The 15673-nt window shown below is 40.0% G+C and carries 11 protein-coding genes; 9 read left to right on the top strand and 2 right to left on the bottom strand.

Annotated features, from left to right (window positions below):
• Positions 1-181 precede the first annotated feature (181 nt).
• Complete coding sequence (gene galU / locus L0B53_RS06145; RefSeq protein WP_235061266.1) at positions 182-1051, bottom strand: UTP--glucose-1-phosphate uridylyltransferase GalU; 870 nt, start codon at positions 1049-1051, stop codon at positions 182-184.
• A gap of 228 nt (positions 1052-1279) precedes the next feature.
• Here galU and L0B53_RS06140 point away from each other — a divergent pair, with 228 nt between their 5' ends.
• Positions 1280-2320, top strand: coding sequence for an MFS transporter (locus tag L0B53_RS06140; protein WP_235061265.1), 1041 nt, complete (start codon positions 1280-1282; stop codon positions 2318-2320).
• 304 nt (positions 2321-2624) lie between these two features.
• Positions 2625-3191 carry a single-stranded DNA-binding protein gene (locus L0B53_RS06135; RefSeq protein ID WP_235061264.1) on the top strand — a complete coding sequence of 189 codons (567 nt, stop codon included), beginning with the start codon at positions 2625-2627 and terminating at the stop codon, positions 3189-3191.
• 123 nt (positions 3192-3314) lie between these two features.
• Here L0B53_RS06135 and L0B53_RS06130 read toward each other — a convergent pair whose 3' ends face one another.
• The gene (locus L0B53_RS06130) at positions 3315-4193 is read right to left on the bottom strand and encodes a DMT family transporter (protein ID WP_235061263.1); all 879 of its coding nucleotides are present in this window, start codon (positions 4191-4193) and stop codon (positions 3315-3317) included.
• Between the two features lie 376 nt (positions 4194-4569).
• Here L0B53_RS06130 and csrD point away from each other — a divergent pair, with 376 nt between their 5' ends.
• The 7 genes from csrD to L0B53_RS06095 all read left to right on the top strand — a co-directional run bounded on the left by csrD (position 4570) and on the right by L0B53_RS06095 (position 15655).
• Positions 4570-6537, top strand: coding sequence for an RNase E specificity factor CsrD (csrD, locus tag L0B53_RS06125; RefSeq protein WP_235061262.1), 1968 nt, complete (start codon positions 4570-4572; stop codon positions 6535-6537).
• Between the two features lie 216 nt (positions 6538-6753).
• Complete coding sequence (locus L0B53_RS06120; RefSeq protein ID WP_235061261.1) at positions 6754-7797, top strand: rod shape-determining protein; 1044 nt, start codon at positions 6754-6756, stop codon at positions 7795-7797.
• Between the two features lie 226 nt (positions 7798-8023).
• Complete coding sequence (gene mreC, locus L0B53_RS06115; protein ID WP_235061260.1) at positions 8024-8974, top strand: rod shape-determining protein MreC; 951 nt, start codon at positions 8024-8026, stop codon at positions 8972-8974.
• Positions 8975-9463, top strand: a complete 489-nt coding sequence (mreD, locus tag L0B53_RS06110) for a rod shape-determining protein MreD (RefSeq protein WP_235061259.1) — start codon at positions 8975-8977, stop codon at positions 9461-9463. It abuts the gene before it with no gap.
• Between the two features lie 2 nt (positions 9464-9465).
• A complete protein-coding gene (locus L0B53_RS06105) occupies positions 9466-10047 on the top strand; it encodes a nucleoside triphosphate pyrophosphatase (RefSeq protein ID WP_235061258.1) in 582 nt (193 codons plus the stop codon).
• Positions 10048-10140: 93 nt separating this feature from the next.
• Entirely contained in the window at positions 10141-11610 is a 1470-nt protein-coding gene (gene rng, locus L0B53_RS06100; protein ID WP_235061257.1) for a ribonuclease G, read from the top strand.
• Between the two features lie 169 nt (positions 11611-11779).
• Entirely contained in the window at positions 11780-15655 is a 3876-nt protein-coding gene (locus L0B53_RS06095; protein WP_235061256.1) for a YhdP family protein, read from the top strand.
• The last annotated feature ends 18 nt before the right edge of the window (positions 15656-15673 follow it).

Genomic DNA, 15673 nt, shown 5'->3' with positions numbered 1-15673 from the left:
TAAGCATCGCTAATATATTGCACCTTAAAGGTAAAATCCACCTATCGCGTCATACTTGAAGCTGCTAGGTTGCTGACATCGTTCATTCGCCCCAATTGTATAGTACACCTATACTCATGGGACCTCATTTACTTGTCGCCGACTACCAACTCCAATTACTTTAGATATACTCTTTTAACGATTATTTCTTTTCTTTAGTGCTTTTTTTCGCAAGTTCAGCATGCTTATCTTTAGAGTAGATATTCTCATAAGCAAAGTTAGTTGCCTCAATAAAGCCTTCAACACTACCGCAGTCAAAACGACGACCTTTAAACTTATATGCCAAGACACAGCCACTTTTAGCTTGTTCTAATAGTGCATCGGTAATTTGAACTTCACCATTTTTACCTGGAGGCGTATTTTCTAAAATATCAAAAATATCAGGTGTCAGAATGTAGCGACCAATAATCGCTAAGTTACTTGGTGCTGTGCCTGGTTCTGGTTTTTCAACCATGGTATCCACACGGAAGATATCATCACGGATCTCTTCGCCTGAGATAACACCGTATTTGTGAGTTTCCTCTGCTGGGACTTCTTCAACGGCTACAATAGAACAACGGAATTGCTTATATAAACCCACCATCTGCTCTAATACACCCCGCTCTTCATTGACGCAAAGGTCATCGGCAAGTACAACGGCGAAAGGTTCGTCACCAACAAGATCGCGTCCAGTTAAAATTGCATGACCTAAACCTTTCATTTCACGCTGGCGGATGTAAGTGTAACTTGCTGAGTCGATAAGGTGGCGAACATCATCAAGAAGGACTTCTTTATTGGTGCCGCTAATTTGGTGCTCTAGTTCGTAGTTTTTATCAAAGTGATCCATTAATGATTGTTTACCACGCCCTGTTACCACACACATACCGGTAATGCCCGCGTTGATCGCTTCTTCAACGCCATACTCAATAAGAGGTTTGTTGACGATCGGCATCATCTCTTTTGGCATTGATTTTGTTGCAGGAAGGAAGCGTGTTCCATAACCAGCAGCAGGGAAAAGACATTTTTTTATCATTTTATCTATCCATTAAAAAAATAAGGGTATCTGTTCAGTCAAAGAACTGTTATTTCTATAATATGACGGATTGACTTGATCATAAATAGAAAAATTAAATAAATGGATAACTTATCGTAGTGAGTGTGATTTAAGTTTATTGTTCAACATCAGCAAACGGATTAACAAATTTTTACAAAATAGGGTTAAGATAAGACGAGTACCTTATATTTTACTGGAGAAGTTCTTTTGAATCCGATTGAAGTTAGAGCCGCTACCTCGCTGGCTTCCGTATTTGTATTACGGATGTTGGGGTTATTTATGATTATGCCGGTTATCGCTATTTACGCCTCAGATTTACAAGGGGTCAGCCCAATGTGGATTGGTTTAGCCATTGGCGCATATGGGCTGACTCAAGCTGCTTTGCAGATCCCTGCAGGGCTATTATCTGATAAAATTGGTCGTAAACCAGTGATGGTTGCAGGGCTACTTCTTTTTGCATTAGGTAGTGTTATCGCTGGCTCTTCTGACTCGATTTACGGCGTGGTAATTGGCCGAGCTATTCAAGGGTGTGGGGCGATTGCTGCCGCTATTTTAGCTTTAGCTGGCGATTTAAGTCGAGAGTCTCAACGCACAAAAGTGATGGCAATCATTGGAATATCTATTGGCATGTCATTTGCTATTTCAATGATCGTTGGCCCACTTTTAGCGGCAAATTTTGGTTTAAGTGGTCTATTTTATACCATTGCCGCAATGGCGATTGCTGCAATTGCTGTGGTTTGCTGGTGGGTGCCAAAAGAACCCAAACAACACAAAGCGAGTAAAGTAAAGCAAGGGACATTAGGTGATGTTTTAAAAAACCGCTCATTACTTAAACTTGATTACGGCGTATTTGTTATCCACTTAATGATGACGGCACTATTTATTACGTTGCCTTTGCAGTTGGTGGATCACGGTTTAATCCCCGACCATCATTGGTTCTTTTATCTTCCTGTTTTTTTCTGTGCTTTGGCAGTACTTGGCCCATTAATGAAAATGGCAAAGAAAAACCAGAATAAAGCGAATCAAATTGCGTTAATTATGTTGCTCATTGGCTTAGTTATCTTGTTGTTTAACCCTTCATCTATTTGGCTATTGGGTGTGGCAGGATGGTTCTATTTTTCTGGCTTTAACTATTTAGAAGCATCAATGCCTTCATTACTCACAAAGTTAGCACCAGTTGGAGCCAAAGGCCGTGCATCCGGTGTGTACAGTACGAGTCAGTTTATCGGCGCTTTCTTGGGGGGGTGATTGGCGGTGCGTTGTATCAACAGTGGGGAAGTGTGGGAATTTATCTTTTATCTAGCTTATTAGTTCTTTCATTGTTGATCATTTGGAATAACTTAGCCAAGAAAGAACAAGCTTAGCCCTTGAATTGATAACACGTTTTAGTGAAACGTCTTGAAATCAAGTCGCCAAATTGTGTGATAGATGCAATTCTGATCGATTGTATCTCGATTTGATGGTGTTATTTTTAGTGGTTGTATGTAAAATATAACCAAGATTGCAAAGTAGAGATAATTTGCAATAGGATTGATTAATATTTGGAGCTGTTATGGCCAGTCGTGGTGTAAATAAAGTAATTCTAGTTGGTAACTTAGGGAATGATCCAGAAGTTCGTTATATGCCTAATGGTGGTGCGGTTGCAAATATTACCGTAGCAACCTCTGAAACATGGCGTGATAAGAACACCAACGAAATGCGTGAGCAAACAGAGTGGCACCGTGTCACTATGTATCGTCGTCTAGCTGAAATTGCTGGTGAGTACTTAAAAAAAGGTTCTAAGGTTTATCTAGAAGGTCGTTTACAGACACGTAAATGGCAAGATCAATCAGGCGCTGATCGCTATACAACAGAGATCATCGCGAATGAATTACAGATGTTAGATAGCCGTGGTGCAGGTCAAGGTGCTCCTCAAGGTGGCATGGGACAACAGCAGCAAGGAAATCAAGGTTGGGGACAACCACAACAGCCTTCAGCTCAACCACAGAGTCAAGGTTATGCCCCTCAGCAGCAACAGCAAAGCGCTCCAGCACCACAAAGTGCGCCGCAAAAGCCTCAATCTGCTCCTCAGCAGTACAATGAGCCACCAATGGATTTCGATGACGATATTCCATTTTAAGTAAAGACTTAAACCGATTTTAATAACGTGATGGGTTCAAATCAGAGGCTATACTCCAAGTAATACAGGTATAACGATTTGATTTGCCCAACACTAAGAACCCAGCCTAGTTGCTGGGTTTTTTTATCTCTTTTTTCGTTCGTACTGAGTAATAAACGCCACAGATATAATAATAATTGCAGCACCGAGCCATAATCTTCCCGGCGGAACCCAACCAAAAACCATCCAACCAGCTAAGACATTTAAGGGCAACTTTGCGTGATCAAATGGCTGAACAAATGATGCATCTGCAATCGAGTAAGCTTTGACAATTGACCATTGAGCAAGCGCCGTCATCGCACCCGCTGCCACAAGTATTAACCAAATCCCATCGCCTGTTGGCATACTCCAGTCAGGAATCGCTAAAAAGATATTAAATGGCGTGATTAGAATTAGTAGATAAACGACCATGGTTGATGGTGAATCATCCGCAGACATCTTCTTCACCATTAATGAATAACATGCCCAAAAGAATGCGGCGCCAACGGGAAGGAGTGTTGCCCAACTAAACCCATCAGACCATGGCTCTAAGATGATCATTGCGCCGATAAAGCCCATTAATGTTGCCCCCCAACGTGCTTTACCGACCTTCTCCTTTAAGAATAGCCCAGAGCCAATAGTGGCAAATAAAGGAGAGGTCATCAGTAATGCGATCCCTTGCCAAATAGGGATCGGGTAAGCGAGCGCCCAAAGCCAAAGTTGAATGCCGATAACTGAAAGGAACACACGGAATAAATGCATACCAAATTTTTGAGTTTTTAACGAGTTTCGGATCCCCAAGGTTCTCAGGTAAGGCAGAATAACGATAAGTGCGATGGCATATTGGATCAAACCGACCGTGGTAGATGAGACACCAAAATTGATGCTCGCGACTTGAACAAGACTATTGACGATGGCAAATGCTAATCCCGCGATTAACATCCAGCTTGCACCCATAACCGGGTGATGATTTGATTGAGGCATAATATTAAAATGATTAAAAAAAGAGTTTGATGAGTATACGTGTAGTCTGACAGGAGTTAAATTGTTGTTTATTAAATAAATCGCTTATATCACAACTATTTATTAGGTAGATGATAATTGAGTAATTTAAAGCCGTCGATAAAGGGCCTTGTAATATTTTTTAATTACTCAATAAATATGACTGACACAAGTGAAGTTAACAACATAGTCTCTTCAAGTATAAAGTAAGGGTATAGGCTTTCTTAAGTAGTGTTCCTTGCAATTGCAAGCTATATTATATAAGGAAAGTTTTGACAAAATATTGACATTAAGATCTTACTTACAAGGAGTGTAAAAAGATGTATTCACTAAAAATTCGATCAAAGGCTAATCATCTATGAGCCAAGTGGTCACTGTTACCCTCACTAATCGACTTGCCACTTTTGTTACTTTGATTGTTGTCGGCGCAATGCTGGTAATTTTTGTCGGTGGTGCCGTTGGTTTAGAAAAACTAGGGCAAAGTTACATCCACCATTTCCTTTCTGAGTTTGCATTGGTTGTTGATCAAGAGCTACAAAAACCCAATGGTTTGGCGCGATTAAATGAATGGATACCTCAATTTTTAGAGATTAATCGAATCACGAGTGTGGATATTCTTCGCGATGGTGAGGTGCTCTATCATGCTGAACATCAATTCAATATGGCGAGTGGCCATGAGTTTCACCAGCTTAACCAGCAGCTTGCTAATCATCCTGAATTGATACTCGAAGTTGGAACTTATCAATATTATGGCAAACTTGAATACTCGTTAAGTGCGATGTCTTATTGGACTGTGGGGATTTTAGTTATTTTAATCAGTCTATTTTGGGGGCTTAACTGGTTACGCAAGCAGTTAGTTGGCGCTGAAATTTTAGATCATCGTGGTCGTATGTTATTAGCGGGAAGAATTGATGGCTATGAAACTCGTGATGAGAGAGAGTGGCCAGAAACTGCCAGTCGAGCTCTGGATTACTATATTGCAGAGTTGAAAGATGCCAGAAAAGAGCGCAGCCGCTTTGATACTTTTATTCGTACCCAAACCTTTATGGATAAACTGACAGGCGCATCGAATCGAAGCCTTTTTGACAGTCAACTAAATACGATTCTGGAAGATGATGGTTGTTACGGTGCAGTGATTTTATTACGGATCACCGATTGGGCAGCCCTAGAGTTTGTGGATAATAAAACCGTTCAAGATTATTTCATTCAAAACTGCCATAAAACGCTATTAACGATTATTCATCGTTACCCTGAAGCGATTCTTTCTCGCTATGATGTGTCGCAATTTGCGATAATTATGCCGCAACATGCCACTAAAGAAGTGACTTTATTGATAAATCAGTTGATGACCTCTATTGACCGTTTAGATCCACCAAAACCGTTAAATCGAGATAACTGGTGCCATATTGGCGTGACCTATTATCAACATGGTGAGAGCCAAATTCAGTTAATGGAAGAGATTGAAATGGCGCTGCGTAGTGCCCAAACACAAGGGTCAAATAGTTGGTATGCCTTTAAAAAAGATCATGAACTAAAAGAGAGCCGAGGCAATGTCCGTTGGCGCACTTTGCTCGAAACGGTATTGGATAATCGCAGTCTATTCTTCCATAAACAAAAAGTATTGATTAATGACGGCACAGACCTGTTGCATTATGAGTTGTTAGCGAAAATTAAGGATGAAAAGGGTGAAATTATTCGTGCGGGTCATTTTCTCTCTTCATTAGAACAAGTGGGTTTAACGGCAAAATTCGATAAATTAGTATTAATTGAAGCGATTGGGATGCTAAAAGCGGAACCTAATGAAAACCTATCAGTCAATATGTCAGTTGAGACACTGATTAATCAAGATTTTGTTACTTGGCTACGAGATACGTTATTACAACTACCAAAAAGTGTTCGTTCACGTCTTCATATTGAGATGGCAGAAGGGAGCCTTTCTAATAAATTAGAAGCGGTTCGTCCGGCTACTCGTCTCATTGTTGGGCTTGGATGCAAATTACTGGTCGATCAAGCGGGTTGTATGATCGTAAATACGCAATATATTAAAGAACTTAAGGTCGATTATATTAAACTACATCGCAGTTTAGTTCGCCGTATTCATAAACGTCCAGAAAATCGCCTCTTTATTCGAAGTATGGTGGGTGCATGTAGTGACAGTAAAACCGAGGTTATTGCAGTTGGTGTTGAAACGGAAAAAGAGTGGTTAACCTTAAAATCTTTAGATGTTAAAGGGTTACAAGGTCATTACGTTGGGAAAGAAGTGGCTCTCTATGAACAGAAGCGTGCCGTGAAAAAGTTATCTCGTTCAAGATGGGGTAAAAAGTAGTTATATTTTAAAAGATGTTTGCGTGAAGTTGACAATTTTTACTCTGTTTTATGTTAACCTTACGATAGATTCAAGAATCTCGCTTTTTTTCGTTTTAGCGAGATATAATAACTCAAAAAACAGATTATCAACCATAGCATGATCAGTGATTCTGCTGTGGTTGATCTATTTATTTAAAATTATTCCGCCCATAACCAGCAGGATACATTCAGGATTATGTTTAAGAAACTTCGTGGTATGTTCTCTAACGATCTCTCTATCGATTTAGGAACTGCAAACACGTTAATTTATGTTAAAGGCCAAGGTATTGTACTTAACGAGCCTTCCGTTGTCGCTATTCGTCAAGATCGAGCTGGTACTCCAAAAAGTGTTGCGGCAGTTGGGCATGAAGCTAAGCAGATGTTAGGACGTACTCCTGGCAATATTGCAGCGATTCGTCCAATGAAAGATGGTGTTATCGCTGATTTTTATGTGACAGAAAAAATGCTACAACACTTCATTAAGCAAGTGCACGATAATAGTTTTCTTCGTCCAAGCCCTCGTGTTTTAGTTTGTGTACCTTGTGGTTCTACTCAGGTCGAACGTCGTGCCATTCGTGAATCTGCACAAGGCGCAGGTGCTAGAGAAGTTTATTTGATTGATGAACCAATGGCTGCTGCAATTGGTGCTGGTCTTCCAGTATCAGAAGCAACAGGCTCAATGGTGATCGATATCGGTGGTGGTACAACGGAAGTGGCGGTTATCTCGCTTAATGGTGTCGTTTATTCATCATCGGTTCGCATTGGTGGTGACCGTTTCGATGAAGCGATTATCAACTATGTTCGTCGTAATTATGGTAGCTTAATTGGTGAAGCAACGGCGGAACGTATTAAGCACGAAATTGGCTCGGCTTATCCGGGGGATGAAGTTCGCGAAATTGAAGTTCGTGGTCGTAATCTTGCCGAAGGTGTTCCACGTAGCTTTAATCTAAACTCAAATGAGATCTTAGAAGCGCTGCAAGAACCACTAACGGGTATTGTTTCTGCTGTGATGGTTGCCCTAGAGCAGAGCCCTCCAGAATTAGCCTCTGATGTTGCTGAACGTGGTATGGTTCTAACCGGTGGTGGTGCATTACTTCGAGATTTGGATCGTTTATTAACAGAAGAAACAGGTATTCCCGTTGTTGTTGCTGAAGAACCTTTAACCTGTGTTGCTCGTGGTGGCGGCAAAGCGTTAGAGATGATCGATATGCATGGTGGTGATCTCTTTACTGACGAATAAATCGCTCAGTATTATTCACTTGGTTTCTTTAAAATTAAGAACCAAGTGAATTGCATTATTTAAATAGTGATACCCTCTATATTTGAGGTTGTTAGGCTAGATTTATAAAAGTATGGGCTCTTCGTCCCTATTCTATCGAATATCTATACTCATGAGGCTAGACTCAATTGCGGCCGACTAACAACATCAATTATTTTGCGTATATAGACAAACAGGTATTTAACCAATGAAGCCGATTTTTGGTCGAGGTCCCTCTCTACAACTTCGTTTGTTCTTAGCTATATTACTGTCGGTCGGCTTAATGCTGGCCGATAGTCGTCTTAATGCTTTTGTTGGTATTCGTGTCTACCTCAATACCTTTGTTGCTCCTCTCCAATATATTGCCAATACTCCCCGAGCAACATTAGATGAACTCTCCAATCAATTGAGTACACATAAAAAGCTACTTGCTGAGAATCAAGCATTAAAAATTAAACTGTTAAAAGCTGACAGCGATATTCTGTTGCTAGACCAATTTAAACAAGAAAATAAACGATTACGAGACCTTCTAGACTCTCCCATTATCCGTGATGAGCGAAAAATGGTGGCTGAAGTGATGGCGGTGGATACTGACCCTTATCGTCGTTTAATTATGATCAACAAAGGTTATATTGATGATGTTTATGAAGGTCAGCCGGTTATCAATGAGAAAGGTGTCGTTGGTCAAGTCGTTAAAGTGGCAGCACACAATAGCCGAGTATTACTGATCACCGATAGCTCTCATGCTATTCCTGTTCAAATCGTTCGTAATGATATTCGAGTCATTGCTTCTGGGCGTGGTAATAGCGAAGAATTAGAACTTGAGCACATTCCGAGTAATGCCGATATTCTTGCTGGGGATAAATTAGTGACATCAGGGCTTGGCGGTACTTTCCCTGAAGGTTATCCCGTTGGTTCTGTTGCTTCATTCTCGTTTAATAGTTCTCAACCATTTGCAACAGTAAAAGCGGTTCCTGCGGTCAGCTTTGATCGGTTAAGGTACGTATTATTGGTTTGGTCTAAAGATAAAGATCAGCAAAGAGCAGAAAATAAGGTGACAAAAGAAGCTGTATCTTCAGAGGTGGGTTCTCAAAACACTCTTTCTCAAGTTAATCACACCACAGCAGTTCCAGATATCAATAAAAGTGAGAAACAATAAATGGCTAGAAGTGGGGCATATAATCAATTTATTATCTGGGTCTCTTTTTTTATTGCGCTAATTTTACAGATAATGCCATGGCCCGGCGTGTTAGAGAATTTCCGCCCATCTTGGGTCATGCTCATTATGTGTTATTGGGTAATGGCAACGCCTCATCGGATTAATATAGGCTCGGCACTGTTTCTTGGCTTGATTTGGGACCTTACTTTAGGTGCGACCATTGGTACAAGAGGCCTGACAATGGCTATTATTGCTTATATTGTCGCATTAAATTTTCAACTATTAAGAAATATGGCATTATGGCAACAAGCTTTTGTTATCGGACTATTGACCTTAGCCGGAAAAGTAATTGAGTTTTGGGCTGAGTATATGATGCAGAATATTCAATTTGATCCACAATCTCTTTGGGCTATCTTGATTAACTTCTTATTATGGCCTTGGGTATTTCTATTTCTTCGACGTATTCGTCGTAAATTTGGAGTGAAATAGTCATGACATTAGCAACGACGGAACTTTATTTAGCTTCTGGTTCACCAAGACGTAGTGAGTTATTAACTCAATTAGGTGTGGATTTTTCAGTGCTCCGTGTCGATGTGGAAGAGCAGCATCAAGAAAGTGAAACACCAACAGAATATGTAAAACGTCTATCTGTTGATAAAGCGGTAGCCGGATTAAACAGTTTACCTAAAACCAACACTATCCCTGTTTTAGGTGCTGATACCATTGTTGTTATCGACGATATAATTTTAGAGAAACCTCAAAATTTATCTGACGCAAAAAGAATGTTAGGACACTTATCATCAAGAGAACATCAAGTGCTAACGGCGGTGACGATTGTTAATCAACAACAGCAGCAAACTCAAGTAGTGACCACGAAAGTTTGGTTTCGATCACTGACAGAGAGTGAAATCGAAACGTATTGGGAAAGTGGAGAACCGCAAGATAAAGCGGGAAGTTATGCGATTCAAGGCATTGGTGGTAAATTTGTTGAACGCATTGACGGCAGTTTCTATGCAGTGATGGGTCTTCCTTTATTGGAAACCGATCAATTGCTTTCTAACTTTAAAGATTAAACTAAACAGCAGTGATAATCGTATAATTATGGCCTCATAGTTTTCAATTATTTACCTTTTTGGTAGGCAACTGTCAGTTTAGTGAGGTGAATTATGAACGCTGAATTACTAATAAATGTCACACCAAGTGAAACTCGGGTCGCGATGATTGAAGGTGGGATCTTGCAAGAGGTCCATGTCGAGCGAGAAGCGAAACGAGGTATCGTTGGCAATATTTATAAAGGGCGCGTGAGCCGTGTCCTACCTGGAATGCAGGCCGCTTTTATTGATATTGGTTTAGACAAAGCCGCTTTTCTCCATGCTTCAGATATTGTCCCTCATACAGAATGTGTTGCTGAAACAGAAAAGAAACAGTTCCAAGTCCGTGATATCAGTGAATTAGTTCGTCAAGGACAAGATATCGTGGTTCAAGTGGTTAAAGATCCCCTTGGTACAAAAGGCGCTCGCTTAACAACTGATATTACTCTTCCATCTCGTTATCTAGTCTTTATGCCGGGGGCGAGTCATGTCGGTGTCTCACAGCGTATTGCCAGTGAAGCTGAGCGTGGACGCTTAAAAAAAGTGGTTTCAACTTGTTGTGATGATCTCGGTGGCTTTATTATTCGTACTGCTGCAGAAGGTGCAACAGAGAAAGAGTTGATTCAAGATGCTGAATTTTTAAAGCGCCTCTGGAGTAAAGTGATTGAACGTCGTATTCGTTGTAAAACACGCAGTATGTTATATGGTGAAGTAGGGTTAGCTCAACGTATTTTACGTGACTTTGTCGGAACAGAGTTAGAGATGATCAGTGTCGATTCTCGTCTTGCATTTAATAGCATTAAAGAGTTTACCGAAGAGTTTGTTCCTGAGTTAAGTGATAAGCTAGAGTACTATGGTGGTGAACAACCTATCTTTGATATGTATGAGACAGAGAGTGAAATTCAACGTTCTCTTGATCGTAAAGTCACACTTAAATCTGGCGGTTATTTAATTATCGATCAAACTGAAGCGATGACGACAGTTGATATCAATACCGGTGCCTTTGTTGGTCGTCGAAATTTGGATGAGACGATTTTTAATACCAATATCGAAGCGACGCAAGCAATCGCTCGTCAACTTAGATTACGTAACTTAGGTGGCATTATCATTATTGATTTTATCGATATGGTAAGTGATGAACATCGCGAGCGAGTGATTCATTCCCTTGAAACTGCGTTAGCAAAAGATCGTGTTAAAACGAACATTAACGGTTTTACTCGTCTAGGCTTGGTTGAAATGACAAGAAAAAGAACTCGAGAGAGTCTTGAGCATATTCTGTGTGGTGATTGTCCCGCTTGTGATGGCCGAGGAACAGTAAAAACCATTGAAAGTGTCTGTTATGAAATATTACGCGAAGTCACTCGAGTAAATAAAGCTTACGATGCAGATCGCTTTTTAGTTTATACCTCAGCATCAGTTGCTGAAGCATTAAATGGTGAAGAGTCTCATGCATTGGCAGAGTTAAAGTTGTTTATTGATAAGGACGTTAAAATTCAAATTGAACCTCTCTATGTTCAAGAGCAGTTCGATGTTGTAATGATGTAATTAATGTTTTTGTCTCTATACTCAGATCACTAATTGTGCTCAGTTGATCTCTAAATATGCTGAATGATGTTCACTATGCTCATCGATTTTAGCCTTGTCGCTTTCGGTGAGATGAGTATAGTAATTTGCTTATTTTTAAGCTGTGATTTTTGGTGCGGAGCATCGTTTTTTGATAACACATATCTCTATTAAGTTAGTCAAAGTTATTGTTTGGCTAACTTTAATTCTCTTCTCCTTATCTGCTGTGGTTGTTACAACCTTACGCGTCGCACTACCTTATGTTTCAGAGCATAAGCAAGAGATTACCCAATGGACAGAAGATATTACAGGCTTCTCTCTCTCCATCGATCAGGTTAATGGTGAGTGGAAAGAGTTTGGCCCAGCTCTGGTGCTTAAAGGGATTGATGTTCATGAAAGTCATGCTACAACTTCGATAGCAAAAATTGATAGTGTTAGTTTAAAACTCGCATTTTGGCCGACAATTACCAATCTTTACCCTCGCTTTGATCTTGTTCGTTTAGAAGGCTTACATCTCGATTTAACGGCAATCCCAAAAAGAAAAAGCAAAAAGTCGAATGGCGATAATCAAGCGACCATTGATAAGCTACGTGAATTCTTTCTTGCACGAATGGGGAGCTTTTCATTAAAAGACTCCTCATTAACACTTCAAACCCCGAATGGTGAAGTGAGCACCATCAATATTCCTTCGTTGAGTTGGTTTAACCAATTTCAGCGTCATTTAGTCCAAGGACAAGTCAGTATTGCCGGCGCCCATGAAAATTTATTATCTGTTCGCGCTGACTTAAAAACCCCAGGTCGATTGCGTGATACTGACGGTAAAGTGTTTATTGAGGCTAATCATTTCTCTATTGAACCTTGGTTGTCGGCTCTGTTAAAAGATGATTCAGGTGTCAAGTTTGGCGATGCCAGTTTTAACTTATGGTTAGACTTGAAGCATGGACAGATCAAACAAGCACAAGTTAAATTAGAACCGAGTCGTTTGATATGGCAAGATTTTACTACTCATGATTTAACGATCGATGGCGGTACTTTATTACTCCGTCCAAAGGGCAATAAATGGCATTTACAGAGTGAAAATATACAGATAAAAACCGATGGTCAGTCTTGGCCGCAGCCTAAAATTAACCTTCTTTGGTCTAAGACTGAACAGAAATTAAATATTGCCGCGATTAATATGGATCGCGTATCGCCACTATTTAGCCTTTTACCGAATCAAAGCGATCTAAAATCGACGTTAAAATCCCTCGATATCAAAGGCGATATCAGTGATATTCGAGTTGATAATATCAAAGATAAAGCGCCTCACTTTTCATTAAATATCGATCGAGGTGGGATGAACCAATGGGGGTTACTCCCGGGGTTTAAACATCTTTCAGCTACAGTTAAAGGGACTCCAAATAGAGGGTTTGTTTCGTTGCATTTAGCGAATGATACACTTCCTTATGGTGATGTTTTTCAAGCTCCCCTTAATATTAAAAAAAGCGATGTGAAACTCCATTGGTATCATAATCAACAGCAAGGCTGGGGGTTATGGAGTGATCATGTTGCATTGAAAACCCCGGACCTTAACGTTAATGGTGAGTTTAAACTGGACTTTCCAACACAATCACCGGCAAAACTCTCTTTTTATGCCGAAGCTGATCTTAATGATGCAGGGCAGACATGGCGTTATTTACCCACTCGCGCCCTCGGACGGGGATTGACGAACTATTTATCAAAAGCGATCCAAGGCGGGAATGTTAAAACGGCTCAATTGCTTTGGTATGGTGATTTAAGTGATTTTCCGTATCAGAAGCATGATGGTATTTTTCAGGCAAAAGTGGGGTTAAAGCAGACTCAATTTGGTTTTGATACTGCTTGGCCAACACTGAATGATATGCAGCTCGATCTGTTATTCCAAAATAAGGCTCTCTATTTAGACAGCCACTACGCGAAATTACAAGATGTGACTGCGACTCGTATTCATGGTGAAATTCCAGCGCTTGCCGGTAATGGACACTTGCTGCTTAATGCCTCTGTTAAAGGTAAAGGGCGCGATGTTCATAGTTATATGATGTCAACACCATTAGTCGGCAGCGTGGGGGCAGCACTCACTCAAGTCGATGTTGTAGGGCTTGTAAATAGTCAATTTAAGTTAGATATTCCTTTTGATGGTAGTGCAGTCAGCGTAAAAGGGATGGCGAACCTACCAAGCAATAACGTGACTCTGCAAAGCCCTAGAATTGAGTTGAAAAATGTTGTGGGTCAACTGCATTTTGATGGCGGTAAAATATCCGCCAATAAGATGACAGGCAATTTGCTAAACCAACCCGTTGATTTCAATTTTACTGGAGATAGCGCTGATAAAGGGTATGACATTAATTTAAATTTTCATGGTGATTGGAATCTACCAAAATTAAATACCGTTTTAGATAACTATGTTTTTAGCCAATTTAGTGGTGATGCAGATTGGAAATTAGGTGTTGGTGTCCACCTAAGAGATATTGGTTTTACTTATGATCTGGATCTTGCTGCAGATACCACCAAAATGGGAAGTTCACTACCGTTACCACTGAATAAAACCATTGGTGATAAGCAGATGTTTAATGTCACTGTATCGGGTGACAGTGAGAATATTACCGCTCATGTCTCACAGCCGAATTTAAACTATTACGTTAATTATGATATTTCTCAGCCAAAAATTCGCGTTAATCACAGCTTATTAGTGGTCGGTGAGCCAGATGAAAAACCTAAAATGAATCATCAAGGTAATGACGTTATTATTGATACTCCCGAAATTTCGTTAGATGACTGGTGGCAAGTTGTAGGCCGAGATTTAGACCATTCAGGGCCTAAAGCCAGTAAGTCATTGATTACTTTACCAACCATCAATAATATCACACTGAATACAGAGCACCTTACTGCTGCGACTCTTGATTGGCATAATCTCAAAGGGGAAGCGACTGAAAGTAATGGTGATTGGGCTTTGCGTTTAAATGGTTCAGAAATCAAAGGTTTGGTGAATGTTTCTAAAAACAAACCCATTGATATCAAGTTATCGAAGTTATTTTTAATTCTTAAAGGCATTGAGGCGACTAGAGATAATGCCGAAGATAGTGGTCAAGATATTAACTTTAAAGAGTCAATATCTAATCCTAAAGCGACAGAGTTTGAAAAGATGTTAATGGCAAAATTACCCTCGATGAATATTCATATTCAAGATGCTTGGCTACAGGGCTATTTACTCGGTGATTTAAAAGCTAATTTAACTAATAAAAATAATCAATTAAGCTGGAGTGACGTTGTTATTAATAGCGGTACTACTAAGATTGAGTCTAATGGCCAGTGGATGATTAAGAATGGGATTAATAATACAAAATTAAATCTTAAATTTTCAGGAAAAGATAACTCTGAAGTGATGGAGAGATTTGGCATCTCAAGTGGTATTCAGAATGCACCCTTTAATATTAGCGCCAATACAGAATGGCAAGGAACACCTTGGGGAGTAGATGTCAAAACCTTAAATGGAGATGTTAAAACTGATATTGGTAAAGGTGTGATAACTAGTATCAGTGGGGCAGGAAACTTTTTAGGCGTTTTTAGTATCGACTCGATTGTTAGAAAACTGCAACTCGATTTCTCTGGTATTTTTGATAAGGGATTGGTGTTCTCTAGCATTAAAGGCACGGCTAAGATTGATAACGGTATTTTAACCAGTAATGATATAACAATGGATGCGCTAGCGGGTGAGATGACGATTAAGGGTAATGCGAATCTGAGTACACAATTGGTGGATGCTCGGGTGAATTTTGTTCCCGATTTAACATCAGGTATTCCCGTTCTGACCGCATTTGCGGTTACACCTACCACTGCGTTGGTTGTTTTTGCTGTTACCGCAGCCCTTGATCCTGTCTTAGATGTCTTTACTCAAGTGAATTATCAGATAAAAGGCCCATTTGATAATCCAGATGTTATAGAACTCTCAAGAAAACAGGCTAAAGTTAAATTACCTGCTTTAGAAAAAGAGAGTAAAGCAGAAAAATGACAGTAAAAATATATAGCT

Origin of the sequence: Vibrio sp. SS-MA-C1-2 (genome assembly GCF_021513135.1) — a bacterium.
Taxonomy (GTDB): domain Bacteria; phylum Pseudomonadota; class Gammaproteobacteria; order Enterobacterales; family Vibrionaceae.
The sequence above is the reverse complement of the archived record's forward strand: the minus strand, read 5'-3'. Positions and strand labels throughout refer to the sequence as shown.